29 protein-coding genes are annotated in these 26374 nt (G+C 73.6%); 17 read left to right on the top strand and 12 right to left on the bottom strand.

Annotated elements, in window-relative coordinates:
* A partial coding sequence (locus ACFFJG_RS18005) for an extracellular solute-binding protein (RefSeq protein WP_378520155.1) occupies positions 1-763 on the bottom strand: 763 nt, incomplete at its 3' end.
* A gap of 122 nt (positions 764-885) precedes the next feature.
* On the opposite strand from ACFFJG_RS18005, the gene ACFFJG_RS18000 reads away from it, so the two are divergent.
* Complete coding sequence (locus ACFFJG_RS18000; protein ID WP_378520154.1) at positions 886-2082, top strand: acyl-CoA dehydrogenase family protein; 1197 nt, start codon at positions 886-888, stop codon at positions 2080-2082.
* Between the two features lie 16 nt (positions 2083-2098).
* Here the strand turns inward: ACFFJG_RS18000 and ACFFJG_RS17995 are convergent, their stop codons facing one another.
* Complete coding sequence (locus ACFFJG_RS17995) at positions 2099-2434, bottom strand: YnfA family protein (RefSeq protein WP_378520153.1); 336 nt, start codon at positions 2432-2434, stop codon at positions 2099-2101.
* Positions 2435-2512: 78 nt separating this feature from the next.
* Here ACFFJG_RS17995 and ACFFJG_RS17990 point away from each other — a divergent pair, with 78 nt between their 5' ends.
* The 5 genes from ACFFJG_RS17990 to ACFFJG_RS17970 are packed head-to-tail and all read left to right on the top strand — an operon-like array spanning position 2513 to position 7687.
* Complete coding sequence (locus tag ACFFJG_RS17990) at positions 2513-3847, top strand: sensor histidine kinase (RefSeq protein ID WP_378520152.1); 1335 nt, start codon at positions 2513-2515, stop codon at positions 3845-3847.
* Entirely contained in the window at positions 3844-4515 is a 672-nt protein-coding gene (locus ACFFJG_RS17985) for a response regulator (protein ID WP_378520151.1), read from the top strand. Before ACFFJG_RS17990 ends, ACFFJG_RS17985 begins: the two co-directional genes overlap by 4 nt.
* A 54-nt stretch (positions 4516-4569) precedes the next feature.
* On the top strand, positions 4570-5451 hold the full coding sequence (locus tag ACFFJG_RS17980; RefSeq protein ID WP_378520150.1) for an ABC transporter ATP-binding protein: 882 nt from the start codon (positions 4570-4572) through the stop codon (positions 5449-5451).
* A complete protein-coding gene (locus ACFFJG_RS17975; protein ID WP_378520149.1) occupies positions 5448-6680 on the top strand; it encodes an ABC transporter permease in 1233 nt (410 codons plus the stop codon). Before ACFFJG_RS17980 ends, ACFFJG_RS17975 begins: the two co-directional genes overlap by 4 nt.
* A gap of 44 nt (positions 6681-6724) precedes the next feature.
* On the top strand, positions 6725-7687 hold the full coding sequence (locus tag ACFFJG_RS17970) for a site-2 protease family protein (protein ID WP_378520148.1): 963 nt from the start codon (positions 6725-6727) through the stop codon (positions 7685-7687).
* Between the two features lie 33 nt (positions 7688-7720).
* Here ACFFJG_RS17970 and ACFFJG_RS17965 read toward each other — a convergent pair whose 3' ends face one another.
* The 7 genes from ACFFJG_RS17965 to ACFFJG_RS17935 all read right to left on the bottom strand — a co-directional run bounded on the left by ACFFJG_RS17965 (position 7721) and on the right by ACFFJG_RS17935 (position 14188).
* A complete protein-coding gene (locus tag ACFFJG_RS17965) occupies positions 7721-8185 on the bottom strand; it encodes a YqaA family protein (protein ID WP_378520147.1) in 465 nt (154 codons plus the stop codon).
* Positions 8182-8790, bottom strand: coding sequence for a CDP-alcohol phosphatidyltransferase family protein (locus tag ACFFJG_RS17960; protein WP_378520146.1), 609 nt, complete (start codon positions 8788-8790; stop codon positions 8182-8184). Before ACFFJG_RS17960 ends, ACFFJG_RS17965 begins: the two co-directional genes overlap by 4 nt.
* A 34-nt stretch (positions 8791-8824) precedes the next feature.
* Positions 8825-9445: a Maf family protein gene (locus tag ACFFJG_RS17955; RefSeq protein ID WP_378520145.1), complete on the bottom strand. Its 621-nt coding sequence runs from the start codon at positions 9443-9445 to the stop codon at positions 8825-8827.
* Positions 9442-11148, bottom strand: coding sequence for a DUF885 domain-containing protein (locus tag ACFFJG_RS17950; RefSeq protein WP_378520144.1), 1707 nt, complete (start codon positions 11146-11148; stop codon positions 9442-9444). Before ACFFJG_RS17950 ends, ACFFJG_RS17955 begins: the two co-directional genes overlap by 4 nt.
* Positions 11149-11214: 66 nt before the next feature.
* The gene (locus ACFFJG_RS17945; protein ID WP_378520143.1) at positions 11215-12216 is read right to left on the bottom strand and encodes a type IV toxin-antitoxin system AbiEi family antitoxin domain-containing protein; all 1002 of its coding nucleotides are present in this window, start codon (positions 12214-12216) and stop codon (positions 11215-11217) included.
* Positions 12217-12347: 131 nt separating this feature from the next.
* Positions 12348-12572, bottom strand: a complete 225-nt coding sequence (locus ACFFJG_RS17940) for an acyl-CoA carboxylase subunit epsilon (RefSeq protein WP_378520142.1) — start codon at positions 12570-12572, stop codon at positions 12348-12350.
* Positions 12569-14188: an acyl-CoA carboxylase subunit beta gene (locus ACFFJG_RS17935; RefSeq protein WP_378520141.1), complete on the bottom strand. Its 1620-nt coding sequence runs from the start codon at positions 14186-14188 to the stop codon at positions 12569-12571. Before ACFFJG_RS17935 ends, ACFFJG_RS17940 begins: the two co-directional genes overlap by 4 nt.
* A gap of 51 nt (positions 14189-14239) precedes the next feature.
* Between ACFFJG_RS17935 and ACFFJG_RS17930 the strand changes: the two genes are divergently transcribed.
* From ACFFJG_RS17930 to purE, 6 genes are all read left to right on the top strand, one after another.
* Positions 14240-15040 carry a biotin--[acetyl-CoA-carboxylase] ligase gene (locus ACFFJG_RS17930; protein ID WP_378520140.1) on the top strand — a complete coding sequence of 267 codons (801 nt, stop codon included), beginning with the start codon at positions 14240-14242 and terminating at the stop codon, positions 15038-15040.
* A 15-nt stretch (positions 15041-15055) separates the two neighbouring features.
* A complete protein-coding gene (locus ACFFJG_RS17925) occupies positions 15056-15562 on the top strand; it encodes a PH domain-containing protein (RefSeq protein WP_378520139.1) in 507 nt (168 codons plus the stop codon).
* Positions 15552-16559, top strand: a complete 1008-nt coding sequence (locus ACFFJG_RS17920) for an adenylate/guanylate cyclase domain-containing protein (protein WP_378520138.1) — start codon at positions 15552-15554, stop codon at positions 16557-16559. Before ACFFJG_RS17925 ends, ACFFJG_RS17920 begins: the two co-directional genes overlap by 11 nt.
* A 98-nt stretch (positions 16560-16657) precedes the next feature.
* Entirely contained in the window at positions 16658-16984 is a 327-nt protein-coding gene (locus ACFFJG_RS17915; protein ID WP_378520137.1) for a winged helix-turn-helix domain-containing protein, read from the top strand.
* A 43-nt stretch (positions 16985-17027) separates the two neighbouring features.
* Positions 17028-18197 carry a 5-(carboxyamino)imidazole ribonucleotide synthase gene (locus ACFFJG_RS17910; protein WP_378520136.1) on the top strand — a complete coding sequence of 390 codons (1170 nt, stop codon included), beginning with the start codon at positions 17028-17030 and terminating at the stop codon, positions 18195-18197.
* A gap of 8 nt (positions 18198-18205) precedes the next feature.
* Complete coding sequence (gene purE / locus ACFFJG_RS17905; RefSeq protein WP_378520135.1) at positions 18206-18745, top strand: 5-(carboxyamino)imidazole ribonucleotide mutase; 540 nt, start codon at positions 18206-18208, stop codon at positions 18743-18745.
* On the opposite strand, the gene arfB is transcribed toward purE, so the two are convergent.
* Positions 18742-19170: an alternative ribosome rescue aminoacyl-tRNA hydrolase ArfB gene (arfB, locus tag ACFFJG_RS17900; protein ID WP_378520134.1), complete on the bottom strand. Its 429-nt coding sequence runs from the start codon at positions 19168-19170 to the stop codon at positions 18742-18744. The genes purE and arfB overlap by 4 nt on opposite strands.
* Before the next feature lie 34 nt (positions 19171-19204).
* On the opposite strand from arfB, the gene lhgD reads away from it, so the two are divergent.
* Positions 19205-20407 carry an L-2-hydroxyglutarate dehydrogenase gene (gene lhgD / locus ACFFJG_RS17895; RefSeq protein WP_378520133.1) on the top strand — a complete coding sequence of 401 codons (1203 nt, stop codon included), beginning with the start codon at positions 19205-19207 and terminating at the stop codon, positions 20405-20407.
* Positions 20408-20416: 9 nt separating this feature from the next.
* Positions 20417-21400 carry a Gfo/Idh/MocA family protein gene (locus ACFFJG_RS17890; protein WP_378520132.1) on the top strand — a complete coding sequence of 328 codons (984 nt, stop codon included), beginning with the start codon at positions 20417-20419 and terminating at the stop codon, positions 21398-21400.
* Here the strand turns inward: ACFFJG_RS17890 and ACFFJG_RS17885 are convergent.
* The gene (locus ACFFJG_RS17885; RefSeq protein ID WP_378520131.1) at positions 21397-21861 is read right to left on the bottom strand and encodes a CoA-binding protein; all 465 of its coding nucleotides are present in this window, start codon (positions 21859-21861) and stop codon (positions 21397-21399) included. The genes ACFFJG_RS17890 and ACFFJG_RS17885 overlap by 4 nt on opposite strands.
* Positions 21862-21916: 55 nt before the next feature.
* Here ACFFJG_RS17885 and ACFFJG_RS17880 point away from each other — a divergent pair, with 55 nt between their 5' ends.
* Genes ACFFJG_RS17880 through ACFFJG_RS17870 form a run of 3 tightly spaced genes read left to right on the top strand, consistent with a single transcriptional unit; the run spans position 21917 to position 24695 of the window.
* The gene (locus ACFFJG_RS17880) at positions 21917-23089 is read left to right on the top strand and encodes an acyl-CoA dehydrogenase family protein (RefSeq protein ID WP_378520130.1); all 1173 of its coding nucleotides are present in this window, start codon (positions 21917-21919) and stop codon (positions 23087-23089) included.
* A 38-nt stretch (positions 23090-23127) separates the two neighbouring features.
* Entirely contained in the window at positions 23128-23871 is a 744-nt protein-coding gene (locus ACFFJG_RS17875; protein WP_378520129.1) for a dienelactone hydrolase family protein, read from the top strand.
* Complete coding sequence (locus ACFFJG_RS17870) at positions 23868-24695, top strand: DUF8832 domain-containing protein (RefSeq protein WP_378520128.1); 828 nt, start codon at positions 23868-23870, stop codon at positions 24693-24695. Before ACFFJG_RS17875 ends, ACFFJG_RS17870 begins: the two co-directional genes overlap by 4 nt.
* Here ACFFJG_RS17870 and ACFFJG_RS17865 read toward each other — a convergent pair.
* Entirely contained in the window at positions 24673-26346 is a 1674-nt protein-coding gene (locus ACFFJG_RS17865; RefSeq protein WP_378520127.1) for a copper resistance CopC/CopD family protein, read from the bottom strand. The genes ACFFJG_RS17870 and ACFFJG_RS17865 overlap by 23 nt on opposite strands.
* Positions 26347-26374: the final 28 nt, after the last annotated feature.

Genomic DNA, 26374 nt, shown 5'->3' with positions numbered 1-26374 from the left:
CGCCGGGATCCTGGTTGCCGAAGAAGTAGAGCTGCGAGCTGTCGGAGTCCGAGCCGTTCTCGGCGCGGTCGCGGTACCAGTAGTAGCTGTAGGCGATGCCGGCGTCGACCTCGCCGGAGTCGACCGACTGCATCACGACGAGGTTGTTCTGCACGATGACGCCGTTGGCCTTGAGCCCGGCGAGCCAGTCGGCGGTGGCCTGCTCGCCCTCGAGCGCGAGGACGGCGGAGACGATCGCCTGGAAGTCGGCGCCGGTGGGGGAGAAGGCGACGCGGCCCTTCCACTCGGGCTCGGCGAAGTCGAGGATCGAGGCCGGCATGTCGGCCTCGTTGAGCGAGTCGTTGTACATCACGACGGTCGAGCGGGCCAGGAAGCCGGTCCACCTCCGGTCGGACGGGACGTACTGGTCCGGGATCGTGGCGGTCGCCGACTCGGGCAGCTCGGAGAAGAGGCCCGCGTTGTCGACGATGCTCATGGCCGGCGAGTTCTCGGTCAGGAAGACGTCGGCGGGGGAGTCCTTGCCCTCCTCGACGATCTGGTTGGCCATCTCGAGGTCCTTGCCGTTGCGCAGCTCGACGTCGAGGCCGGTCTCCTCCTCGAACTTCGGCACCAGCTCGTCGAGCAGCTGCTCGTGCTGGGCGTTGTAGATGACGAGGTCGGGGGAGCCGAACACGCCGCACCCGGTGAGGGTGGAGGCGGTCAGGGCGACGCTGGCCAGGGCGACGGCGGCGCGTCGCACGGATCGGCGCGGGGAAGTCTGCACGGGGGTGGTCCTCACTTTGCTTAGGCTCACCTAACGGTAGTGCGGAAGGTGGTGGGCCGGGGAATCGACTGCGTCACATCCATGGTTAGCGATCGCTAACCTGGGGCGGTAATGTGACGTGCATGACCTTCGAGCTGTCCCCCGAGCACGAGCAGTTCCGCCGCAGCGTCCGCGACTTCGCCGAGGCCGAGATCGCGCCGCACGCCGCCCAGTGGGACCGCGACCACCACTTCCCGACCGACGTCGTCCAGAAGATGGGCGCCCTCGGGCTGATGGGCCTGACCGCGCCCGAGGAGTTCGGCGGCGCCGGGATGGCCGGCGAGGACGGCGGCTTCACGTCGCTGTGCCTGGCGATCGAGGAGGTCGGCCGCGTCGACCAGTCGATGGGCATCACGCTCGAGGCCGCGGTCGGCCTCGGCATCAACCCGATCCTCACCTTCGGCACCGACGAGCAGAAGAAGACCTGGCTGCCCGACCTCGTCGCCGGTGAGCGGCTCGCGGGCTTCGGCCTCACCGAGCCCGGTGCGGGTTCGGACGCCGGCGCGACGAAGACCAAGGCCGTGCTGCAGGACGGCGAGTGGGTCGTCAACGGCGCGAAGCAGTTCATCACCAACTCCGGCTCCTCGATCACCTCGGTGGTCACGGTGACCGCGCGCACCGGCGAGCGGCCCGACGGCCGCCCCGAGATCTCCGCGATCATCCTGCCGTCCGGCACGCCCGGCTTCACCGCCGAGAAGGCCTACGACAAGCTCGGCTGGCACGCCTCCGACACCCACCCGCTGTCCTTCTCCGACGTCCGCGTCCCGGAGGAGAACCTCCTCGGCGAGCGTGGCCGCGGCTACGCCCAGTTCCTCGCCACGCTCGACGACGGGCGCGTGGCCATCGCCGCGCTCGCGGTCGGCTGCATCCAGGCCTGCCTCGACCTGTCGCTGCAGTACGCCGGCGAGCGCCAGACCTTCGGCGGCCCCATCGGCCGCAAGCAGGGCCTGGCCTTCCAGGTCTCCGACCTGCAGGTCATGCTCGACGCCTCGCGCCTGCTGACCTACAAGGCCGCCGCCATGAAGGACGCCATGGACGCCGGCCACGACGTCTCGATGGCCGCCTTCAAGCAGGCCGCCGCCGTCGCCAAGCTCTACGCCACCGAGTCGGCCGTGACCGCGACCCGCATCGCCACGCAGGTGTTCGGTGGCTACGGCTTCATGGAGGAGTACCCCGTCGTCCGGTTCTACCGCGACGCCAAGGTGCTCGAGATCGGCGAGGGCACCTCGGAGGTGCAGCGGATGCTCATCGCCCGCGGCCTGGGCCTGCCGGTCGAGTGACCGGGCTCGAGGTCGACTAGGCGGGTCGCGGTGCGTACATGATCACCGCGACCCCGACCAGGCACACCAGCGCACCGGCGACGTCGTACCGGTCGGGGCGGAAGCCGTCGACGACCATGCCCCACGCGAGGGACCCGGCGACGAAGACCCCGCCGTACGCCGCCAGGATCCGTCCGAAGCTGGCGTCGGGCTGCAGCGTGGCGACGAGGCCGTAGAGGCCGAGCGCGACGAACCCCGCGCCCACCCACAGCCAGCCGCGGTGCTCGCGGATGCCCTGCCACACCAGCCAGGCGCCCCCGATCTCGGCGAGCGCGGCGAGGACGAACAGGGCGAGGGACTTCGCGACCGTCATGGGGTGGAGTGTGTCAGCCGACGCGATCTCCTCCTCCCGACGGATCCGCGTCGTCCCCGCGCCCTCTACCCTCGGCGCGTGCCCAGCCCCACGACCCGCCTGCTCGACTGGTTCGGCGTCGACGACCCGTGGGAGCGTCCGCGCCCCTCCGTGGGCCGCCAGGACGTCGTGCTGGCCGTCGGCGTCGCCGCCGTCAGCCTGCTGGCGCTCGAGCTGGTCCGCAGCGCGGGCGGGTTCCAGCACACCGACACCGCGGTGTGGGCGCAGTGGCTGGCGGTCGCCACCGGCGCCGCGCTGCTGCTGGGCCGCCGGCGGTGGCCCCTGGCCGTCGCCGTCCTGGCGGCCGTCCACATGTTCGTCGCCGGCGTGACCATGCCCGAGGTGATGGGCCAGGTGTCGCTGCAGATCGTCTACTTCGTCGCGCTGCTGTCGGGGGTGGCCTACGCCCGCGACCGCCGGGCGATGGTCGTGGTGGTCGGCACGATCGTGCTGTTCATGTTCGCCTGGATCGCCTGGCAGTTCGCACTGGGCTCCTCGGCGCAGGAGTGGCTCGACGACGAGGGCCTCACCGAGCAGGTCGGGCTCTTCGCCCCGATCCCCGCGGCGGTCGGCATCACCCTCCTGATCAACATCATCTACTTCGGCGGCGCGATCGCCGGGGGCGGCGTCTCCTGGCGTGCGGCGCGCCAGCGGGTGCGCCTGCAGGAGCAGGCCACCACGATCGCCGCGCAGGCCGGCCGGCTGCGGGAGCAGGCGGTCGTCGACGAGCGCCTGCGCATCGCCCGCGAGCTGCACGACGTCGTCGCCCACGGCGTCTCGGCGATGGGCGTGCAGGCGGGTGCGGCGCGACGGGTGCTCGACCGCGACCCCGACGCCGCCCGCACCGCGCTGTCCCACGTCGAGCAGGCCTCCCGCGACGCGGTCACCCAGATGCGCCGCCTCCTCGGCACGCTGCGCGAGGGGGTCGGCGACCGTGGCGTGGCCGACGACGCCGGCACCGCGCGTACGCCCGAGGCCGGGGTCGCCGACCTACCCGACCTGGTCGCCGAGGTGGGTGGGCAGGGCCTCGTCGTGTCCCTCGACGTGGTCCCGAGCTGCGAGGTCGCGGCCGCCAGCGTGCCGCGCGGGGTGGGGCTCGCGGTCTACCGGACGGTGCAGGAGGCGCTGGCCAACGTCCGCCGCCACTCGACGGCCGACAGCGCGTCGGTCGTGGTGCGCATCGACGAGGCGGCCTCCTACGCCGAGGTCGAGGTCGTCGACAACGGCCGGCCCCGCCACGGCACGTCGGGCAGCGGCCTCGGCCAGCTCGGCATCCGCGAGCGCGCCGCCACGCACGGCGGCCAGGTCGAGATCGGGCCCCGGGTGACCGGCGGCTACCGCGTGCGCGTGCGCTACCCGCTGGGGGCCCGGTGAGCGAGCCGCTGCGGGTCCTGCTCGTCGACGACCACGCGATGGTCCGCTCGGGCTTCGCGATGGTGCTCTCGGTCGAGGACGACATCGAGGTCGTCGGCGAGGCCGCCGACGGCCTGCAGGCGCTCGAGCGGGCCCGCGAGACCCTTCCCGACGTGGTGCTGATGGACGTGCAGATGCCCCGGATGGACGGGATCGAGGCGACCGGGCACCTCGTGGCCGAGGACCTGGGCCACGTCGTCATCGTGACGACCTTCGACAGCGACGACTACCTGTTCGCCGCCCTCGAGGCGGGTGCCAGCGGCTTCCTGCTCAAGAACGCCGGCCCCGAGCAGCTCCTCGACGCGGTGCGCGCGGCCGGTCGGGGCCACGCGCTCCTCGCACCCGAGGTGACCCGCCGGGTGATCGGCCGGATGGCGTCCCCGCCCCCCGGACGCCCTGCCGTCGCGGAGCCGGCGGAGCTGGCCCACCTGACCGCCCGCGAGCGCGAGGTGCTGGTGATGCTGGCGCGCGGGCTGTCGAACGGCGAGATCGCCGCGGAGCTGGTGCTCGGCGAGGCGACGGTGAAGACCCACGTGTCCAACGTGCTCGCGAAGCTGCACCTGCGCGACCGCGTGCAGGCGGTCGTGTACGCCTACGAGGCCGGCCTGGTCCCCCCGGCGGAGGACTGAGGTTCCGTCTTGCGGGGGATCCCACGGGGGCCCGCCCGCCCTAGCGTCGGTGCCATGTTGGAGATCAGGGAGCTCACCCGCAGGTTCGGCGAGGCCACGGCCGTCGACCACGTCTCGTTCGAGGTGCCGGCCGGGCAGATGACCGGCTTCGTCGGCGCCAACGGCGCCGGCAAGACCACCACCATGCGGATGGTGATGGGCGTGCTCGGCATCGACGAGGGGGAGGTGCTGTGGCAGGGCCGGCCGATCAGCCGGCTGGACCGCCGCTCGTTCGGCTACATGCCCGAGGAGCGCGGCCTCTACCCCAAGCAGCCCATCCTCGACCAGCTCGTCTACGTCGCCCAGCTCAAGGGCATGGACCGGTCCTCGGCCCGCACCGCGGTCCTTGAGCTGCTCGAGCGGTTCGGACTGGGGGAACGGAGCAAGGACCACCTGGAGAAGCTCTCGCTGGGCAACCAGCAGCGGGTCCAGATCATCGCCTCCGTGCTGCCGCGCCCGATCGCGCTGGTGCTCGACGAGCCCTTCTCCGGTCTCGACCCGCTGGCGGTCGACTCGATGGTCGACCTGCTGCGCGAGTACACCCGCGACGGGGTGCCCGTGCTGTTCTCCAGCCACCAGCTCGACCTGGTCGAGCGCCTGTGCGACCGCCTGGTCGTGCTGGCCCGCGGACGCCGGGTCGCCGCCGGCACGGTCTCGGAGCTGCGCGACGCGGGGGTGCCGCGCTTCCGGCTCGTGCTCGGCGGCGACGCCGGTTGGGTGCGTGACCAGTCCGGTCTCGACGTGCTCGACCTCGACGGCACCTCGGCCCTCGTCGAGGTCCGCGAGGAGGGCGCCGAGCAGCACCTCATCACCGAGGCGACCCGCCGGGGCGCCGTCCACGAGTTCGTCCGGGTCCGCCCGGCACTCAGCGAGATCTACCGGGAGGCCACCGCATGAGCACCCAGACCGACCAGCGCCCCACCGACGACCGGGCCGACGACCGGGCCGCCGACCGCCGCTCCGACGAGCCGGCCTGGCTGCTCGTCACCCGCCGCGAGGTCGTCTCGCGGATCACCGACAAGTCCTTCCTCATCGGCACCGTGCTGATGGTGGCGATGATCGCCGGCTTCATCGGGTTCTCGGCCTGGCAGGACGGGCGCACCGACCAGGTCACCCTGGCGGTCACGCCCGACGCGGCCGCGATGGGCCAGGCCGTCGTCGACGACGGGCCGGAGGTCGACGACCAGGTCGAGGTCAGCCTCACCGACGTCGACGACCGGGCGGCCGCGGAGAGGCTGCTCACCGACGACGAGGCCGACGCGTGGCTGCACCCCGTCGACGGCGGCTGGCAGCTGACCACCAAGTCGAGCGAGGACGACTCGCTGACCTCGGTCGTGAGCGCGGTGGTGCGCCAGCAGGTGCTCGCGGAGAACGCCGCCGGCACGGGCGTGACCCTCGAGCAGCTCGAGGCCGGCAGCACCGTCGACACCGGCTTCCTCCAGGGCGACGCCGAGAAGGCGGCCGTGGCCGACGCCGTCGGCTTCGTGTTCGTCTTCCTGTTCTACTTCGCCGCCCTGGTCTTCGGGATGCAGCTGGCCTCCTCGGTCATCGAGGAGAAGCAGAGCCGCATCGTGGAGATCATCGCCGCGGCCATCCCGCTGCGGCACCTGCTGGCCGGCAAGGTCCTCGGCAACACCGCCCTCGCGCTGATCCAGGTCCTGCTCTACGCCGTGGTCGGGCTCGTCGGCCTGTCCTTCACCTCCTACAAGTCCTACGTCCCCGACCTCTCGGGGCCGGCCGCGTGGTTCATCGCCTTCTTCGTCGCCGGCTTCGTCGCCCTCGCCTGCCTGTGGGCGGTGGCGGGCTCGCTGGCCTCGCGCACCGAGGACCTCCAGGCCACCTCGACGCCCCTGACGATGCTGATGCTGGTGATGTTCTTCGGCGGGCTCTCCCTCGACGGTCGCGCGCAGGTGGTGGCGTCGTACGTCCCGCCCGTCTCGGCGGTCGTGATGCCGAAGCGGATCCTCGCCGGCGGCGTCGCCTGGTGGGAGCCCCTGCTGGCGCTCGGCCTCCTCGCCGCGTTCGCGGCGCTCACCGTGTGGGCGGGGGAGCGGCTCTACCGCCGCGCGCTGCTCCAGACCGGCGGCCGGGTCACCCTGCGGCAGGCGTGGTCGAGCGCGGAGTGAGCCGATCGGGCGCGGGCGGCCCGGCCCGCGCCTAGGCTCCGGCCGTGACGTGCACCTTCCACCCCGACCGCGACACCCTGCTCGGGTGCACGCGCTGCGGACGCAGCGCGTGCCCCGACTGCCTGCAGGACGCCCCGGTCGGGCGCCACTGCCCGGCCTGCGTGCGGGGGCTGCCCGCCGACCAGCCGCTCACCGCCTCCGACATCCGGCTGCTCCTCGCCCGGAGCCGCCGCGAGGAGCGGGCGCGGACCGGGTCGCGCCGGCCGGGTTGGGTGTTCTACCTCGTCGTCGCGGTGTTCCTCGGGCTCTGCGCGGGCGCGGTGGCCCTTGAGGTCCCCGTTCTCACCTCCGAGCCGGTCGGCCGGCTGGTGGCGGTCGGGGTCGTCGTCAGCGGCGTGGTGCTCTCGGTGACGCTGCACGAGTACGCCCACGCGCTCACCGCCTGGTGGGGAGGTGACCGCAGCGTGGCGGCGAAGGGCTACCTCACGCTCGACTTCCGCCGCTACGCCCATCCGCTGCTCTCGGTCGGCATGCCGGTGCTGTTCCTCGCGATCGGCGCGCTGCCGCTGCCCGGCGGGGCCGTGCTCATCGAGCAGCACCGGCTCCGCTCGCGCGCGTGGTCGAGCATCGTCTCGGCGGCCGGCGTGGTGACGAACGCGGCGTTCGCCCTCGTGCTGGCCGCCGTCCTGGCCACCGGCGTGCTCGACGGCAGCCTCGTGCTGCAGTCGCTGCTGTCCTACCTCGTCGTCATCCAGGTGACGCTGGTGCTGCTCAACCTGCTGCCGCTGCCGGGCCTCGACGGGTACGGCGTGGTGGAGCCGTTCCTGCCGCGCCCGCTCGCCGCGTCGCTCGAGGCCGTCCGGCCCTACGGGCTGGTCCTGCTCGTCGTGCTGATGTTCTCCGGCGGACTCGACTTCGTGTGGCAGGCCGGCTTCGCCGTCGGCGACCTGCTCGGGATCGACCGCACGCTCGTCGGCGTGGGCGCCGCGGTCGCGACCCTGCGCTGACCTCCCGGGTGCGCCACCCCTCGGTGTCGGCCCTCAGGTGTGGTGCACGACGGCGCTGACGCTGGCCACGACGATCCAGAACCGCAGCCCGCGACCGAGGAAGCCGGTGGCGAGGAAGGTCCAGAAGTTCACCCGCAGCGTGCCGGCGAGCACGGCGGTGACGGCGTACGGCGGGAAGCCCGTGGCCGCGGAGATGAAGAGCAGGGCGGCGGTGAACCACGGCCGGCCCTCCGCGCGGGCGCTCCACCGGTCGAGGGTGGCCTTCGCCTTGGGCTTCTCCAGCTGGCGCCGCACCCACGGCGCGCGCTCGACCTCGACGGCGCCCCAGTACCAGAGGATCTTGCCCAGCATCTGGCCGGCGGTGGCGACGAGGACCAGCACGACCGCGTGGTGGCTCTGCTGCGTCACGGTGGCCCCGAGGATCACCTCGATGTTGATCAGCGGGACCAGCGCCGATGCCATGGAGGCACCGAAGATGCTCAGCAGGAGCCAGGTCATGCGGGGATCGGGATCCCGATGCGCACCAGGCGGTGGAGCGAGACGCACTTGAGGACGAGCAGGGCCGAGGCGATCACCAGGCCGACCCACATCCAGCCGGTGACCAGGAGCAGCACGGCGAAGAGCGCGCTGTTGACGGCCTTGGCCGGCTTCGACCAGTTCCACAGCCAGATCGGGCGGTCGATGACGAAGAAGTAGTTGGGGCTGCGCACCGGCCAGGCCAGGAAGGCGATCGACAGGAAGCAGTCGATGACCATGAACTCGGCGAGGTAGACGAAGATCGCCGGCGAGAGGTCGGGCTGGAGCCAGGCCAGGCCGATGTAGAACGCGGCGGCATTCATCCGGTCGCACATGATGTCGAGGACCGCCCCGATGCGCGTCTCGCAGTCGCGCAGCCGGGCGTAGGCCCCGTCGGCCATGTCGCCCACCCAGTAGACGACCAGCGCGGCGACCAGGAGCGGGAGGCTCTGCTCGTGGGCCGCGAGGGCCGCGAGCACCACCGAGGCGACCGTGCGCACGGCGGTGATCACCGTCGCTCCGGTCAGCAGGCGCTCCTCGCGCACGCCGTACCGGTCGTCGAGGCCGGTGACAGGTCGTGCCTCCACCCCTCCACGCAGCCCGCTCCCCACGGTGAGGATGCTAGCGGGTGACCGCCCCGGGATCCGTCCACAGGTCCGGCCAGGCGTGGCCCAGCTCACCGACGAGCGCTCGCAGGAGCGGCAGGCTGACCCCGATGACGTTGGTGTGGTCGCCCTCGATCCCGCGGACGAACGCCGCTCCGAGCCCGTCGATGGTGAACGCGCCCGCGACCTCCAGGGGCTCGCCGGTGGCGACGTAGGCCTCGATCTCGGCGTCGGTGACGTCGGCGAAGTGCACGGTCGTCGAGGCGGTCGCGGCGGCGACCCGCCCGGTCGCGGCGTCACGCAGGCAGTGACCGGTGTGGAGCACGCCCGAGCGGCCCCGCATGGCGCGCCACCGCGCCCGCGCCTCGTCGGCCTCGTGGGGCTTGCCCAGCGCCTCGCCGTCGAGCTCGAGCACCGAGTCGCACCCCAGGACGAGCGCGCCGGGGGGCACCTCCTCGCGGCCGGCGACCGCCGCGCACTTCAGCTCGGCCAGCTGCAGCGCCAGCTCGACCGGAGGCAGCTCGGCGACCTGCGACTCGTCGACCCCGCTCACGACCACGACCGGCTCCACCCCCGCGGCGCGCAGGACGGCCAGCCGCGCGGGCGAGGCCGAGCCGAGGACCAGCGGCGTCGTCACAGCCGCCCCAGGGCGGCGCGCAGCGGGTCGAGCCCGAGCGAGCCGAGGTCGAGGGCCGCGCGGTGGAAGGCCTTGAGGTCGAAGTCGTCGCCCTGGCGCTGCTGCACCTCGGCGCGCGCCTCGAGCCAGATCCGCTCGCCGACCTTGTAGGACGGGGCCTGGCCGGGGAGGCCGAGGTAGCGCTTGACCTCGAACTGGATGACCTCGTCGTCCATCCGGCAGTGCAGCCGCATGAACTCCAGCCCGAGGTCGGGGGTCCAGGTCTCGCCGGGGTGGAACGCGGTGCCGCCCGCGCCGAGGCGGTTGTCCTCGGGGATGGTGAGCTCGAGGTGCATGCCGATGTCGACGATGACCCGCGCCGCGCGCATCGACTGCCCGTCGAGCATGCCGAGCAGGTCGGCGGGGTCGTCGAGGAACCCGAGCTCCTCCATCAGCCGCTCGGCGTAGAGCGCCCAGCCCTCACCGTGGCCGCTGCACCAGCACATCAGCCGCTGCCAGCGGTTCAGGGCGTCGCTGCGGTAGGCCGTCTGGGCGACCTGCAGGTGGTGGCCCGGCACGCCCTCGTGGAAGACGGTCGTCACCTCGCGCCACGGGTGGAAGTCCTCGATGCCGTCGGGCACCGACCACCACATGCGGCCCGGGCGCTCGAAGTCCTCCGACGGGCCGGTGTAGTAGATGCCGCCGTCGTTGGTGGGGGCGAGCATGCACTCGATGCGGCGCACGGGTGCGGGGATGTCGAAGTGGACGTCGGCCATCGCCTCGATGGTGCGGTCGGCCAGCGCCTGCATCCACTGCCGGAACTCCTCGCGACCGTGGACCACGCGGTCGGGGTCGGAGTCGAGGTGGGCGACGGCGCCGTCGACGTCGGAGCCCGGGAGGATCCGCTCGGCAGTGGCCTGCATGAGGTCGGAGAGGCGCTGCAGCTCGGCCCAGCCCCACGCGTAGGTCTCGTCGAGGTCGACCTCGGCGCCGAGGAAGTAGCGGCTGGCCAGCGCGTAGACCTCTCGACCCACGCCCTCCTTCTCGCGGCCCTGCGGCTCGAGCTCGTCGCTGAGGAAGAGCCCGAACGACGCGGTGGCGGCGCTGGCCGCGCCGGCGGCCGCGCGCATCGCGCTGTCGTCGGCGAGGCCCAGCCGGTCGACGAGCCCGAGGTAGAAGTCACCGGCGTCGCCGACCTGCCCGGTCCAGCGGCGCACCTGCTCGGCCACCTCGGCGTACTGCCGGGCGGCGACGACGTGGCCCCGGCGCGCCTCGTCGGACAGCGTGACCCGCAGGCCCTCGAGCGCCGCCGGGACCGCCTCGAGGCGGGCGCGGATGGCGGCGACCGCCTCCTCGCCCTCGGTCGGCATCAGGTCGAACACGCCGCGGACCTCGTGCAGCGGGCTCCACAGCACCGACATCCTCGAGCGGTTGACGCCGGCCTCCTCCAGCTCGATCTCGAGCCGGGTGCGCTCCAGGAACGCGTCCTTCGCGGCCGACTCGCGGTCGTCTACCGGCGTCGCCGCCTCTACCGCCGCGACCACCTCGCGCGCCAGCGCGAGCCGGGCGTCGAAGCCGGCCGGCGAGTAGTCGGTCATCTCGTGGTCGTGCCCCGCGACGCCGATCGAGGTGGCGGTCAGGGGGTCGAGCGCGCAGTAGTCGACGACGTAGGCCTCGCACAGCGCGTCGACGGTGCGGGTCTGGTCCGTGGTGGTCTGGGTCACGGGCGCGACCCTAGACCGGGCCGGCGACATCCGGCACCCCGGTCGCGACGGTGGAGCGGCCGGCCGCTAGGACGGGCTGTTCGCTCCACCGACGCCGAGTGCGCACGTGGGACCGCACGCCTGCGGGCTGCCGGACCACCCTCGGGCCCGGAGCACGTGCCCGACGACCGCCGCCAGCCGGCACGGCTCGAGGACCTGGGCCCAGCCGGGCCGCAGGGTCGCCCGACCGTCCACGGACGCCTCGAGGTCACGCTGGAGGTCGGCCCAGCGGTCGACGGCGTCGCGGTGACCGAAGGCCCCGTCGAGCTCGACGAGCGTGCGCTGGCCCGGATAGTGGACGTCGCGGTGCACGCTGCCCGCCGGGGTCCCCTCGCGCACCTGGCGATCTCCGCGCGGCAAGGCGTGCGCACGCTCGACCTCGCGGAGGTAGCGACGTTCGAGGACCGATCGCGTCCCCGACGCGACATCGTGGAGGACGGTCGCCAGCAGGGCTCGGTGGGGCAGGCGAGGAAGGTCGGCGAGGGTGGCGGCCAGTCGGTCTGCGGTCGTGAGTCCCTGGTGGACCGCGTCGGAGAGGAGCGCGACGGCACCTGCCTCGTCACGGGCCGAGGCGGTCTTCAGCACCGCGAAGTCGAAGGTCGCACGCGGTGGGCGTCGGTGCTGCTGCACCCACCGCTCGGCGCCCAGCACGCGCTCGACGACGACGCCTTGCGGCACCGAGATCCGGCGGTCCCGCTCGACCATGACGTGGACCGGCGACGGGCGTGCCGGGCCGCGACGGTCCTGGGTCATCCCGTGCGCGTCGAGTGCGGACTCGCGGTGGAGAGCAGCCGGGGCGCACGCGAGGACGGCTGCCCACTCGAGCTGACGGCGGCTGGGCGGACCGGTGTGGCAGACGTAGACCCGCGGGTGCACCTCGACGAGCTCACGCCGCGCCAGCATGCGGCGTACGTCGGCCCGCGAGGCGCCGAGGTCGACGAGCTGGGCGCGGGACACGACGCCGTCCTGCTCGCGCAGGAGGCGGCGGACGGCAGCCGGGTCGAGGTCGCTGGGTGCGCGGGCGGGCACCCGACGACGATGGCGGCTGGCCGGCCGCACCGCCACCGGCCCCGGTCACGCCTGTGGACGACCCGGACGGTGGAGTGAGCGGCCGCTAGGACGGGCCGCACGCTCCACCGTCGAGGACTCCGAGGTCCTGCTCAGCGCGGCAGGCCGCTGGCGCGCCAGCCGCCGGGCCCGGCGTGGTGGGGCTGGCGGACGGCGCGGGCCGGGTGGTTCCACGACGGGCGCGGGCGCCGCGGCGGCTCGCCGCCGGCCGTGCCGAGGGCCGAGAGGACCGCCACCAGTGCGGCGACCTCCTCGGGCGTGGCGTCGGGGGTGACGACCCGGAGCACCGGGTGGTCCTGCTCGCCGTCGGGGCTCACAGCGGGATGTTCCCGTGCTTCTTGGCCGGGAGGGTCTCGCGCTTGGTGCGCAGGAGGCGCAGCGAGCGGACGATCTCCAGGCGGGTCTCGTGGGGCGCGATGACGGCGTCGACGTAGCCCCGCTCGGCGGCGATGTAGGGGTTGGCGAGGGTGGTCTCGTACTCGTCGATGAGCTCGGCACGCCTGGCCTCGACGTCACCACCCTCGTCGGCGACCTGCTTGAGGGTCTTGCGGTGGAGGATGTTGGCCGCGCCCTGGGCGCCCATGACGGCGATCTGCGCGGTCGGCCAGGCGACGTTGATGTCGGCGCCGAGGTGCTTGGAGCCCATCACGTCGTACGCGCCGCCGTAGGCCTTGCGGGTGATGACGGTGACCAGCGGGACGGTGGCCTCGGCGTAGGCGTAGATGAGCTTCGCGCCGCGGCGGATGATGCCGTCCCACTCCTGGTCGGTGCCGGGCAGGAAGCCGGGCACGTCGACGAAGGTCAGGACGGGGATGTTGAAGGCGTCGCAGAACCGGACGAACCGGGCGGCCTTCTCGCTGGCGTCGATGTCGAGGGTGCCGGCGAACTGCATCGGCTGGTTGGCCACGACGCCGACCGACTGGCCCTCCACGCGGCCGAAGCCGATCAGGATGTTGGGGGCGAACAGCTCCTGGACCTCGAGGAACTCCTCGTCGTCGAGCACGGCGGTGATCACGTCGTGCATGTCGTAGGGCTGGTTCGGCGAGTCGGGGATCAGCGTGTCGAGCGTGCGGTCGAGGTCGGTGACCTCCATGTCCGGCGCCTCGTCGTAGGACGGCGCCGGGTCCAGGTTGTTCTGGGGGAGGAAGGACAGCATCGACTTCACGTACTCGATGGCGTCCTCCTCGTCCGTGGCCATGTAGTGGGCGTTGCCCGACTTCGTGTTGTGGGTGCGGGCGCCACCGAGGTCCTCCATCGTGACGTCCTCGCCGGTGACGGTCTTGATGACGTCGGGCCCGGTGATGAACATCGCCGAGGTCTGGTCGACCATGACGGTGAAGTCGGTGACGGCGGGGGAGTAGACGTGACCGCCGGCGCAGTTGCCCATGATCAGGCTGATCTGCGGGATCACGCCGGAGGCGTGGACGTTGCGGCGGAAGATCTCGCCGTAGAGGCCGAGGGAGACCACGCCCTCCTGGATGCGGGCGCCGGCACCCTCGTTGATGCCGATGATGGGGCAGCCGGTCTTGATGGCGAGGTCCATGACCTTGGTGATCTTCTCGCCGTAGACCTCGCCCAGGGAGCCGCCGAAGACCGTGAAGTCCTGGCTGAACACGCACACCATCCGGCCGTTGACCTCGCCGTAGCCGGTGACCACGCCGTCGCCGTAGGGCCGGGTCCTCTCGAGCCCGAACGCCGTGGAGCGGTGTCGCGCGAGCTCGTCGAGCTCGACGAACGTGCCCTCGTCGAAGAGCATCTCGATGCGCTCGCGGGCGGTGCGGCGGCCCTTGGCGTGCTGCTTCTCGACGGCCTTCTCCGAGCCCGCGTGCACGGCCTCGTCGAGGCGGCGCCCGAGGTCGGCGAGCTTGCCCGCCGTGGTGTGGAGATCGAGGTCGGCGGGGACGTCGGTGCCCTCACCCGGCTGTGCACTCACGCGGTGGCCTCCTGGTCGTTCGTGGCTGGTCCATCCGGCAATCTAGTGCCCATGACCAGCGCACCGGCACCTCGCCCACCGATCGACCCCGACCGGCTCGCGGTGCCGTCGGGTTGGCGGGTGGAGGTGGAGGAGGCCACGCCGTCCACCAACGCCGCCCTCGCCGAGCGGGCCCGTGCGGGCGAGGAGCCGGGACTCGTGCTGGTGACCGAGCACCAGACGTCCGGGCGCGGCCGGCTGGACCGTGTGTGGGAGACGCCGCCGCGCTCCTCGCTGACCTTCTCGGTGCTGCTGCGCCCCGACCTGCCGGCCGAGGCGTGGCCCTGGCTGCCGCTGCTCACGGGGTACGCCGTGCAGGCCGCGCTGGGCGACCGGCTGCCCGAGATCGCGCTGAAGTGGCCCAACGACGTGCTGGTCGCCGACGGCGGCGACGGGCCGGGCCGCAAGGTCGCCGGGATCCTGGTCGAGCGGATCGACACCCCGGCCGGCCCGGTCGCGGTCGTCGGCATCGGCATCAACGTCGACCAGACCCTCGACGAGCTGCCCATCGCGCAGGCCACGTCGGTGTCGCTGGAGACCGGCGAGCCGGTCGAGCGGACCGGCCTGCTCGGCCAGGTGCTGGGCTCGCTCCACGGCCTGATGGGCCTGCTCGACGACACCGAGGCGCTGCGCGCGGCGTACGCCGACGTGTGCCTCACGCTGGGTCGCACCGTCGACGTGCACCTGCCCGGCGGGGAGGTGCGGCGCGGCGAGGCGCTCGACGTCGACGCGAGCGGCGCGCTCGTCGTCGGCACCGACGACGGCACGTTCGCGGTCGCCGCCGGCGATGTCGTGCACGTGCGGCCGACCTGATGCAATGATCGGCCGGTGTCCTTCCCGAGCAAGCTCCTCAACCAGGGTGAGCACGTCGTCGTCACCACGCGGACGCACCCCAAGGCGCTGATCCTCCCGGGGCTGGTGCTCGTGGTGGTGGCCGCGGCGATCATCGCGCTGAGCACGCTGACCGACTCGACCGCGGCAGGCGTCGTCGCCGGCGTGGTCGGTGCCGTGGCGCTGGTGTGGTTCCTGGCCGGCCCGTTCCTGCGCTGGTGGACCACGACCTACACCTTCACCAACCGCCGCTTCATCAAGCGCTCCGGCTTCATCTCCAAGGAGGGCCGCACGATCCCGCTCAACCGGATCAGCGGCGTCGACTTCGAGATCGGCGTGATCGACCGGGTCTTCGGCTGCGGCACGCTCGTCGTCTCCGACGCCAGCACCGACGGCCGGGTCGAGCTCTCCGACATCCCGCACGTCGAGCAGGTCCAGCTGAAGGTGTCCGACGAGCTGCACCGGCTCTCGACCGGGGGCGACCGCCACGACGATGGCTCCTGACCGCTCCGCGCGCGGCGACTCGGGTGACCGCGCTCCCGGCGACCGGCTGGACGCCGCGATCCTGCGCGCCTCGCCCGAGTTCGACGCCGTCGAGGTCGCCCGGCGCACCGGCGTGACGGTCGACCAGGCGCGGCGGCTGTGGCGCGCGCTGGGCTTCCCGGAGTTCGTCGGCGAGAAGGCCTACACCGCTGCCGACGTCGAGGCGGTGGCCACGCTGATGGGCTTCGTCGACTCCGGCGCGGTCGACTTCGACATGGCGGTCAACCTCACCCGCGGCGTCGGCCAGACCATGGCCCGCCTCGCCGAGTGGGAGGTCTCCACCCTCGTGAGCCGCGTCGAGGAGCTGGAGTCGGGCGAGGAGGCCACCGGGTCGCGGGTCGGCTCGGCCCTGCGGCTCATCGACGAGGTCAACCCGCCGTTCGAGCGGCTCATCGTCTACGCCTGGCGGCGCCACCTCGCGGCGGCCGTCGGGCGGATCGAGGCGATGGGCGCCAAGGACGAGGACCTCCACACCATCGACGTCAGCGTGGGCTTCGCCGACCTGGTGTCCTTCACCGCGCTGTCCAACACCCTCGACCGCGACGAGATCGGTGACCTGGTCGAGGTCTTCGAGAGCCGCTGCCAGGACGTCGTGGCGCGCTTCGGCGGACGCATCATCAAGAGCCTCGGCGACTCGGTGCTCTTCGTCACCAACACCGCCGAGGAGGCGGTCGGCGTGGCCGAGGGGATCATCAACGTCATCGGCCGCGACTCCAAGATGCCCGACGTGCGCCTCGGGCTGGCCAGCGGACCGGTCGTCCTGCGCCTCGGCGACATCTTCGGGCCGCCGGTCAACATGGCGGCCCGGCTCACCCAGGTGGCGCGGCGCAACCGGCTCATCGTCGACCAGAACACCGCCGACCTGCTGCCGCCCGAGGAGTGGGAGCACCGCCGGCTGCCGGCCCGCCCGGTGCGCGGCTTCGGGCTGGTGGAGCCGGTCGCCGTACGGCGTCGCTGAGGCCGCCCGGACCGCGCGGCCGACCTGGACCAGACCAGTGGGGGTCCGTTCAGCCAAAAGGGTCCGCGACCCGGTGTGGCGTCCCTACGGTTCGGCCCGTGCTGTCCGTACAAGACGTTCGCCTGGACCCCGCGAGCGGGAAGGTCTGGCGCGGCGACGACGAGATCCGGCTCTCTCGCAAGGAGCGCCAGCTGCTCCACGCCCTCATGTCGCGGCCGGGGCACATCGTGACCCGCGGCGAGCTGATGTCGGAGGTCTGGCAGACCACCTTCTACACCAGCTCCAAGACCATCGACGTGCACCTGGGCTGGTTGCGCCGCAAGCTCGGCGACGACCCGCGCAACCCCACGCTGATCACCACCCACCGCGGTCGCGGGCTGCGCTTCGAGACCGCCGCCGCCCCCGCGGACGTCGTCGCCGGCTGAGGCCGCGCTGCCGCCACGGACCGGGCTTCTATAGGCTCGCGCCGTGTCCTCGACCGGCTCGCACCGTGCCCCCACGCTCGCCGTCATCGGAGGCGGGCAGCTGGCCCGGATGATGGCCCAGCCCGCCATCGCCCTCGGGCTCCCGCTGCGCCTGCTCGCCGAGGCGGAGGGCGTCTCGGCCGCCCAGGTCATCCCCGACCAGCTCGTCGGCGACCACACCGACCTCGCCACCCTGCGCCGGGTGACCGAGGGCGCGGCCGTGGTCACCTTCGACCACGAGCACGTCCCCACCGACCACCTGCACGCCCTCGAGGCCGACGGCGTCGCCGTACGTCCCGGGCCGGACGCGCTGGTCCACGCGCAGGACAAGGCCGTCATGCGCCGGCGCCTCGCCGAGCTCGACGTGCCGTGCCCGCGCAACGCCGTGGTCACCTCGATTCCCGAGGTCGAGGAGTTCGGGCTGCCGTGCGTCCTCAAGACCACGCGCGGCGGCTACGACGGCAAGGGCGTGTGGGTCGTCCGCGAACCCGCCGACGCACAGGCGGCGTTCGACGCCGCGGCCGCCGCGGGGGTGGAGGTCCTCGCCGAGGAGCTCGTCGACTTCCGCCGTGAGCTGTCGGCGCTCGTCGCGCGCTCGCCCAGCGGGCAGGCGGCGGCCTACCCCGTCGTCGCCTCCACCCAGCTCGACGGCATCTGCCACGAGGTCGTCGCCCCGGCGCCCGACCTCGACCCTGCGCTGGCCGGGCAGGCGCAGGAGATCGCGCTGCGGGTCGCCGGCGCGCTCGACGTCACCGGCATCCTCGCGGTCGAGCTCTTCGAGACCACCGACGGGCGGATCCTGGTCAACGAGCTGGCCATGCGTCCCCACAACACCGGCCACTGGACCCAGGACGGCGCGGTGACCTCGCAGTTCGAGAACCACCTGCGCGCGGTCATGGACCTGCCGCTCGGCTCGCCCGCCCCGCGGGCGCGCTGGACGGTGATGGTCAACGTCCTGGGCGGCCCGACCGACGCGGGACACCTCTACGACGGGCTGCCGCACGCGATGGCCCGCGACCCGCAGCTGCGGGTCCACCTCTACGGCAAGGACCTGCGGCCCGGCCGCAAGGTCGGGCACGTCAACGCCTACGGCGACGACCTCGAGGACTGCCTCGAGCGGGCCCGCCACGCCGCGGCGTGGTTCCGCGGCGACCTGGGCGACGAGAGCGAGTGAGGACGACGATGGACGAGCAGCGGGACGATCAGCAGGTGCGGGTCGGGATCGTCATGGGGTCGGACTCCGACTGGCCCGTCATGCAGGCGGCGGGTGAGGTGCTCACCGAGCTCGGCGTGGCCTGGGAGGCCGACGTGGTCTCGGCCCACCGGATGCCGACCGAGATGGTGGCGTGGGGCCAGCAGGCCCACACCCGTGGCCTGTCGGTCGTCATCGCGGGTGCCGGGGGAGCGGCCCACCTGCCCGGGATGCTGGCCTCGCTGACGCCGCTGCCGGTGATCGGCGTGCCCGTGCCGTTGAAGTACCTCGACGGGATGGACTCGCTGCTCTCGATCGTGCAGATGCCGGCCGGGATCCCGGTCGCCACGGTCGCGATCGGCAACGCCAGGAACGCCGGCATCCTCGCCGCCCGCATCCTCGGCACCGGAGACCCCGAGCTGCAGCAGCGGCTGGTCGACTTCCAGGGCTCGCTGGCCGCGAGCGCCCACGCGAAGGGCGAGGTCGTGCGGCAGGCGGCGGCCGGCCAGACGCGCCGGGTCGGCTTCTAGTCGCGCACCCGCCCGCGCAGCGACTTGGTCTGCGCGCGCTCCTTCTTGGCCTTGAGCCGGCGCTCCTTGGCGCCGCGGCTGGGTCGCGTCGGTCGCCGTGGCGGCGGCGGGGGAGCGAGCGCCGAGCGCAGCAGGTCGGCCAGCCGCTCACGGGCCGCGACCCGGTTGCGGTGCTGCGAGCGGTGCTCGGACGCCGCGATGGCGATGCGTCCCTCTGGCCACCGCCGCAGCGCGCGGGCCCGCTGGGTGTCGGTGAGCGCGGTGCTCGCCGCGACGTCGTACTCCAGCTCGACGCGGGTGTCGGTCGTGTTCACCGACTGCCCGCCCGGACCGGGCGAGCGCGAGAACCGCTCGACGAGCTCCGCGGCGGGCACGACCAGGCCCTCGGGCAGGCCGGGCCCCGCAGGGACGTGGAGGTCGCGCACGCCCCCATCCTGCACCGGCCGCTACGGTCGCGACATGGCGGAGCAGCGGATCGGCGTGGTCGGCGGGGGGATCGTCGGCCTGGCCGTCGCGCGCGAGCTGGTGCGCCGCCGGCCCGGCACCGAGGTCGTCGTGCTGGAGAAGGAGGACCGGGTCGCCGCCCACCAGACCGGGCACAACTCCGGCGTCGTGCACGCCGGGATCTACTACGCCCCCGGCAGCCTGAAGGCCGCGCTCTGCACCCGCGGCCGCGGCCTCCTGCGCGACTTCTGCGCGGAGCACGCGATCTTCCACGAGGCGTGCGGCAAGCTCGTGGTCGCCGTCGACCCGGAGGAGCAGGGACGCTTCGACCGGCTCGAGCAGACCGCCCGGGCCAACGGCGTGCCCGGACTGCGACGCCTCGGCGCCGGCGAGATCGCCGAGGTCGAGCCCCACGCGGTCGGACGGGCCGCCCTCCACTCGCCCGCCACCGCGATCACCGACTACGTCGCGGTCGCCGAGGCGTTGGCGGGCGAGGTGGTGGCCGCCGGCGGTCAGGTGCGGCTGGGCGCCCGGGTGGTCGGCGTACGACGACGTGCGACGCGCACGACGGTGGAGGTGGCCACCGGTGGGCCGGTCGAGGTCGACCACCTCGTCGTGGCCGCCGGGCTCCACTCCGACCGGGTCGCCCGGCTCGCGGGGGGCGGCCCGCAGCCCGCGATCGTGCCGTTTCGCGGGGAGTACCTCGCCGTGCGCCCGGCCAAGCAGGACCTGGTGCGCGGCATGGTCTACCCGGTGCCGGACCCGCGCTACCCGTTCCTCGGCGTCCACTTCACCCGCCGGGTGGGGGGTGGCCTCGAGGTCGGTCCCAACGCCGTGCTGGCCACCAGCCGCGAGGGCTACCGGCGCCGCGACGTCTCGCCCGCCGACCTGCGCGAGGTGCTGGCCTGGCCGGGCTCCTGGCGGCTCGCCCGCGCCCACTGGCGCACCGGGATCGCCGAGGTCGCCGGGTCGGCCTCGACGCGGGCCTTCATGAGGCGCGCCTCGCGCTACGTGCCCGACATCGGCGCTGCCGACGTGCAGCGGGCGGGAAGCGGGGTGCGCGCCCAGGCGGTCGACCGCGACGGCAGCCTGGTCGACGACTTCCGCATCGACGCCGAGGACGGCGTCACGTGCGTGCGCAACGCCCCGTCCCCGGCGGCCACGTCGAGCCTGGCCATCGCCGAGCACGTCGTCGACCGGCTGTGGCCGGTTGCCTAGGGTGGGCCCATGACCGTGCGCTGGGGAATCGCCGCCACCGGCCGGATGGCCGCCGCCTTCGCCTCCGACCTCGCCCTCGTGCCCGAGGCCGAGCTCGCCTTCGTCGGCAGCCGCGACGCCGACCGCGCCGCCGAGTTCGCCGGCCGGTTCGGTGCCGCCGGCTCCGGCACCTACCGCGACCTGCTCGACGCCGGGGTCGACGTGCTCTACGTCGCCACCCCGCACCCGCAGCACCACGCCCTCGCGCTCGCGGCGATCGAGCGCGGCACCCCGCTGCTGGTCGAGAAGGCGTTCACCGCGACCCTCGCCGGCGCCCACGAGGTGGTGGAGGCCGCCCGGGCCGCCGAGGTGTTCTGCATGGAGGCGATGTGGACCCGCTTCCAGCCCGCCCTCGTCGCCGCCCGCGAGCTCGTCGCGTCCGGCGCGATCGGCGACCCGGTCCTGGTGCAGGCCGACTTCGGGGCGCACCGCGACTTCGACCCGAGCAGCCGGCTCTTCGACCTCGCCCTCGGCGGCGGCTCGGTGCTCGACCTCGGCGTGTACCCGATCTCGCTCGCCCAGCACTTCCTCGGTCGCCCCGACCGGGTCGTGGCCACCGGCACGACCTACCCCAACGGCGCCGACGCCTCCGCCGCGATCCACCTCGCGCACGACGACGGCCGGGCCGCGGCGCTGGCCTGCTCCCTGTCCGCGGCCACGCCGGGTGCGGCGGTGGTGGTGGGCACCGAGGGCTCGCTCGAGCTGCGCCCCCCGTTCCACCACCCCGAGCAGCTCGTCCTGCGACGCGGCGACGCGGGGCCGGAGGTGCACGAGCACCCCGCCACCGGGCGCGGCTACACCCACCAGGCCGACGAGGTGCACCGCTGCCTCGAGGCGGGGCTGACCGAGAGCCCGGTCATGCCGCTGGAGGACACCCTCGACGTGATGTGGGTGCTGGAGGAGTGCCTGCGCCAGCTCGGCGTCCCGATGGCCGAGGCGGCCGTCGAGGTCTAGGCGCCCCGCCTGCGCCACTCGATCGCCGGGCACGTGTCCATCACCATCGGCACGCCCGCGGCGGTCGTGCGCGCGAACGCGTCCTCGTCGACCACGCCCAGCTGGAACCACACGCCTCCCGCGCCGATCTCCACGGCCTCGTCGGCGAACTGCCCGGCGGCGTCCGAGCGGCGGAAGACGTCGACGACGTCGACCGCGAACGGGATGTCGGCGAGCGAGGCGTAGCCCTGCTCGCCCAGGACAGCGGGCGTGGCCGGGTCGGCGAACGACGGGTGGACCGGCACGATCCTCTTGCCACGCTGCTGGAGCAGCGCGGCGATGCTGTAGGCGGTGCGCGACGGGTCGCCCGAGAGGCCGACGACGGCCCAGGTCTCCTGCTCGTCGAGCATCCGCTCGACGGTCGCCGGGTCCTGCCAGGAGGGGGTGGGCTGCTCGTGCGCGGTGTGCTCCGACGTGGCCATGACCACACGGTAGACGCCTCCTCGAAGAAGCTTGGACGTCCTACAATCGGGAGTCATGAGCGAGTTCCCCCTCTACGCCCTCTCCGAGGAGCACCAGGCGGTCCGCGAGGCCGTCCGCGCCCTGTGCGACGCCAAGATCGCGCCGTTCGCCGCCGCCGTCGACGAGGAGGCCCGATACCCCCACGAGGCGGCCGAGGCGTTGCTCGCCTCCGACTTCCACGCCCCCCACGTGCCCGAGCAGTACGGCGGCGCCGGTGCCGATGCGCTGGCCACGGTGCTGGTGATCGAGGAGGTGGCGCGTGCCTGCGTCTCGTCCTCCCTCATCCCCGCGGTCAACAAGCTCGGCTCGCTGCCCGTGCAGGTCGCGGGCTCCGAGGAGCTCAAGCAGACCTACCTCTCGAAGCTCGCCAGGGGCGAGGGCGGCTTCTCCTACTGCCTCTCCGAGCCCGACGCCGGCTCCGACGCCGGCGGCATGAAGACCCGCGCGGTCCGCGACGGCGACGAGTGGGTGCTCGACGGCGTCAAGCGCTGGATCACCAACGCGGGCGAGTCGGAGTTCTACACCGTCATGGCCGTCACCGACCCGGAGAAGAAGACCCGCGGCGGCATCTCGGCGTTCGTGGTCGAGAAGTCCGACGAGGGCGTCTCCTTCGGTGCGCCCGAGAAGAAGCTCGGCATCAAGGGCTCGCCCACCCGCGAGGTCTACCTCGACAAGGTCCGCATCCCCGCCAGCCGGATGATCGGCGAGGAGGGCAGCGGCTTCGTGACCGCCATGAAGACCCTCGACCACACCCGCGTGACCATCGCCGCGCAGGCCGTGGGCGTCGCCCAGGGTGCCCTCGACCACGCCCTCGACTACGCCAAGGAGCGCCAGCAGTTCGGGAAGTCGATCAGCGACTTCCAGGGCATGCAGTTCATGCTCGCCGACATGGGCATGAAGGTGGAGGCCGCGCGCCAGATGACCTACGCCGCCGCCGGCCGCTCCGAGCGGGGCGACGACGACCTGACCTTCTTCGGCGCCGCGGCAAAGTGCTTCGCCTCCGACGTCGCGATGGAGGTGACCGTCAACGCCGTGCAGGTGCTCGGCGGCTACGGCTTCACCCGCGACTACCCGGTCGAGCGGATGATGCGCGACGCCAAGATCACCCAGATCTACGAGGGCACCAACCAGGTGCAGCGGATCGTCATGGCCCGCCAGCTCCTCGCGGGCGTGCAGTCCCAGCTCTGAGCGGCGGGTCGGTAGGGACCGGGCGCTAGCCTCGGCCCGTGCCGAAGACTACGCTGACCCTTCCCGACGGCGACGCCGAGGCGTACGTCGCACCCGCGCCCGGCGGCGAGCCCGCCCCGGGCGTGCTGTTCGTCATCGACGCGATCGGGCTGCGCCCGCGCATCGAGGAGATGGCCGACCGGATTGCCTCCTGGGGCTACACCGTCCTCGCGCCGAACGTGTTCTTCCGCGAGGGCACGGCCGCCGAGACGTCGCCGACCCGCGACCTGCGCGAGCCCGGTGCCCGCGAGGAGTTCATGGGCGAGGCGATGGGCCGCGTCGGCCGCCTCACGACCGACCAGCTCTCCCGCGACCTGCCGGCCTACCTCGCCGCGCTCCGCGCGCTGCCCGAGGTGGCGGGGGACGAGGTGGGCGTGACCGGCTACTGCATGGGCGCCCGCATCGCGATCCGCGCGTCCGGGCTCGACACGGGCGTCGTCGCCGTCGGCGGCTGGCACGGCGGCGGGCTGGTCACCGACGACCCCGACAGCCCGCACCTGGCGATCGCCTCGGCGCACGCGACCTACGCGTTCGGCCACGCCTCGAACGACGGCTCCATGCTCCCGGAGGCCGTGACCGCCCTCGGGGAGGCGGCCGCAGCGGCCGGCCTGGGCATCACCAACGAGGTGTTCCCCGGCCCCCACGGGTACTCGATGTCCGACACCTCGATGTACGACGAGGAGTCCGCCGAGCGCCACTTCGACAGCCTGAGGACCCTGCTCGACTCCACGCTGCGCGCGTGACCCGTCGCCGAGCGCTCCTGGCGGTGGGCCTGCTCGGCCTGCCGGCCGGGTGCTCCGGCGACCCCGGTCGCGTCGAGCCCGGGCACGCGCACGTCGGCGCCGGGCTGGTGTCGCTCGCGGTGGGCGACGGGCTGCACCAGACCGAGGTGGGCTACTCCCTCGACGGGTTGCAGGTCCGCGAGGACAGCGACGGCGACCGCGAGCTGCGGCTCCGGATCGACACCGCCGACGGGGCGGTCACCGACTTCCTCGAGGAGCAGGCCGAGCGGCTCCACCTCTACGTCGTCGACGACCGGCTCGAGGTGTTCCGCCACCTCCACCCCACGATGCTGCCCGACGGCACGTGGACCGCACCGCTCGACGTCCCCGACGCGGGCGCGTACCGGGTGGTCGCTGAGTTCGTCGCCGTCGACCCGGGCGGCAACGGCGACCACGTCGTGCTGGGCAAGGAGGTGGCGCTGGCGCCCGGCGACCCCGGGGACACGGTCGGCGGCGACGACGTGGTCGAGGTGTCGGTGGGGGAGGCGCCCGCCGTGGGGCCGGACGGGCGGCTCGTGCTGCTGGTGCGTGACGCCGCGGGGCGGCCGGTCACCCTCGGCACGTGGCTCGACGCCTACGGCCACGTGACCGGGTTCGACACCGCGACCGGTGCGATGGCCCACCTGCACCCGCTCGACGCGCCGGAGGTCACCGAGGACGGCACGGCGCTGTCGTTCCACTCCGACTTCGAGGAGCCGGGCGACTACCGCCTCTTCGTGCAGGTCCGCGTGGACGGCTTCCTGCACACCGTGCCGGTGCCGCTCACGGTGCGACCGTCAGCCTGACCGTCGCCGCGGCCCGCTCGCCGGTCCCCGTCCGCAGCCGCACCCGGACCTCCCACGTGCCCGGTGACGGCACCACCACGTCGCCCGCCCACGTGCCGGCGGCGACCGGCTCGACCGCGACCTCCTGCGGCTCCCGCCCGGCAGCGGCGAGCCGCACCGCGGGCGCACGGACGTCGACGGGGCCGCCGTCGCCGTCCTGCACCTGCACGAGCAGCGTGGTGGCGCCGGGACGGTTCGGCGAGAGGACCGCGAGGACCCGAAGGTCGCCGGAGTCGGTGGCGACGGTGGAGGTCGACGCGCCGGTCGTCCCCGAGGCCGCGGTCAGCGGCTCCGGCCGGGGCGGCTGGTTGACCAGGAATCCGGTCGTGCCGAGGAGCGCGACGAGCAGCACCGCCTCGACCCGCACGGTGCGCGCCACCAGCGAGGCGGTGCGCTCGCGGTCGGCGAACCCCGAGGCGGAGCGGACCGCGGGCAGCGTGCGCCAGCGGTTCCAGCCGCCCATCGCCGCCACCGTCAGCGCGAGCGCGACCTTGGCGAGCAGCAGCCACCCGTACGTCGTGGACACCAGCGCCTCCCACGACCCGACGATCCGCCAGCCGAGGAACGACCCGGTCGCCGCCACTGCGAGCAGCAGGCCTCCCGCGAGCGTGGAGAAGCGGGCCAGCGTGGTGGCCGCCAGCTGCTCGCGCCCCGCCAGCGCCCGCAGGGCGAGGACGAGACCGGCGAGCCCGCCCAGCCAGGTCGCGCCGGCGGTGAGGTGGAGGACGTCGGAGGCGACGAGCAGCGGCCAGGGTGCGTACGCCCGGGTGTGGCCGGCGAGCGCGGGTCCGGCGAGCGCGACCAGTGCGCCACCGGTCTGCAGACCGGCTCTCCGCGCGTCCGGCCGGAGGTCGGTGGTCGCGCGCACCACGACGCCGAGCCCCACCAGCACGAGCAGCGCAGCGGCCAGCTCGCTGCCGACCAGCCCGGGGGAGAAGGAGGTCAGCAGGCCGTCGAGCTCGCGCCCCTGGGCGTAGACCGACGCGACGGGCACCTGCAGCACCGCACCGGCGACCGCGGCGCCGGCGGCGGCCCGCGTCAGCAGCCGGAGCCGGCGTCGCACGTCGCGCCCCGGCCACGAGCTCGGCAGGACCTGGGCCACGAACAGCGCGACGCCGCACGCCAACAGCAGCCCGACGTAGGTCAGCGCGCTCAGCAGGTCGCGGACGAGCGTGACCGCGCGCGAGCTGGTCTCGGGTGCGGGTGGCTCGACCAGCGACGCGCTGGGCGCCCCGACCGAGAAGGTGAGCGCACCGGACAGCGGGTGCCCGTCGTCGGACAGCACGTTCCACGCCACCACGTAGGTGCCGTCGGCGAGCGCGGCGGCCCCGGGCAGGTCGACCGAGACCTCGGTGTCGTCGGCGCGCGCCGACGACGTGACGGGGTCACCGTCCGCGTCGTAGACGGTGATCTCCTGCGAGGTCAGCCTGACCGGCTCGTTGAAGGTCAGCGTGAGCGTCGCGGGCGCCGAGGACACCACGGCGCCCTCGTCGGGGTCGGTGTCGACCAGCGCGGCGTGGGCGGAGGCCGGCGCCGCCGTGGCGAGCAGCGCCAGCAGCGCCAGCGACCCGGCCAGGGCGAGCGCGACGACCTGTCGCGCCCCGGCCCTCATGCGGGCCATCGTCCCAGACGGGCGGCGG

It is taken from the genome of Nocardioides zeicaulis (assembly GCF_042432345.1).
In the GTDB taxonomy this organism is placed as follows: domain Bacteria; phylum Actinomycetota; class Actinomycetes; order Propionibacteriales; family Nocardioidaceae; genus Nocardioides; species Nocardioides zeicaulis.
The sequence above is the reverse complement of the archived record's forward strand: the minus strand, read 5'-3'. Positions and strand labels throughout refer to the sequence as shown.

Excerpts from the sequence above, each read along its gene's own strand:
- ACFFJG_RS18000 (WP_378520154.1), top strand. The coding sequence starts at position 886 with ATGACCTTCGAGCTGTCCCCCGAGCACGAGCAGTTCCGCCGCAGCGTC.
- ACFFJG_RS17995 (WP_378520153.1), bottom strand. The coding sequence starts at position 2,434 with ATGACGGTCGCGAAGTCCCTCGCCCTGTTCGTCCTCGCCGCGCTCGCC.
- ACFFJG_RS17980 (WP_378520150.1), top strand. The coding sequence starts at position 4,570 with ATGTTGGAGATCAGGGAGCTCACCCGCAGGTTCGGCGAGGCCACGGCC.
- ACFFJG_RS17975 (WP_378520149.1), top strand. The coding sequence starts at position 5,448 with ATGAGCACCCAGACCGACCAGCGCCCCACCGACGACCGGGCCGACGAC.
- ACFFJG_RS17965 (WP_378520147.1), bottom strand. The coding sequence starts at position 8,185 with ATGACCTGGCTCCTGCTGAGCATCTTCGGTGCCTCCATGGCATCGGCG.
- ACFFJG_RS17930 (WP_378520140.1), top strand. The coding sequence starts at position 14,240 with ATGACCAGCGCACCGGCACCTCGCCCACCGATCGACCCCGACCGGCTC.
- ACFFJG_RS17920 (WP_378520138.1), top strand. The coding sequence starts at position 15,552 with ATGGCTCCTGACCGCTCCGCGCGCGGCGACTCGGGTGACCGCGCTCCC.
- purE (WP_378520135.1), top strand. The coding sequence starts at position 18,206 with ATGGACGAGCAGCGGGACGATCAGCAGGTGCGGGTCGGGATCGTCATG.
- lhgD (WP_378520133.1), top strand. The coding sequence starts at position 19,205 with ATGGCGGAGCAGCGGATCGGCGTGGTCGGCGGGGGGATCGTCGGCCTG.
- ACFFJG_RS17890 (WP_378520132.1), top strand. The coding sequence starts at position 20,417 with ATGACCGTGCGCTGGGGAATCGCCGCCACCGGCCGGATGGCCGCCGCC.
- ACFFJG_RS17885 (WP_378520131.1), bottom strand. The coding sequence starts at position 21,861 with ATGGCCACGTCGGAGCACACCGCGCACGAGCAGCCCACCCCCTCCTGG.
- ACFFJG_RS17880 (WP_378520130.1), top strand. The coding sequence starts at position 21,917 with ATGAGCGAGTTCCCCCTCTACGCCCTCTCCGAGGAGCACCAGGCGGTC.
- ACFFJG_RS17865 (WP_378520127.1), bottom strand. The coding sequence starts at position 26,346 with ATGAGGGCCGGGGCGCGACAGGTCGTCGCGCTCGCCCTGGCCGGGTCG.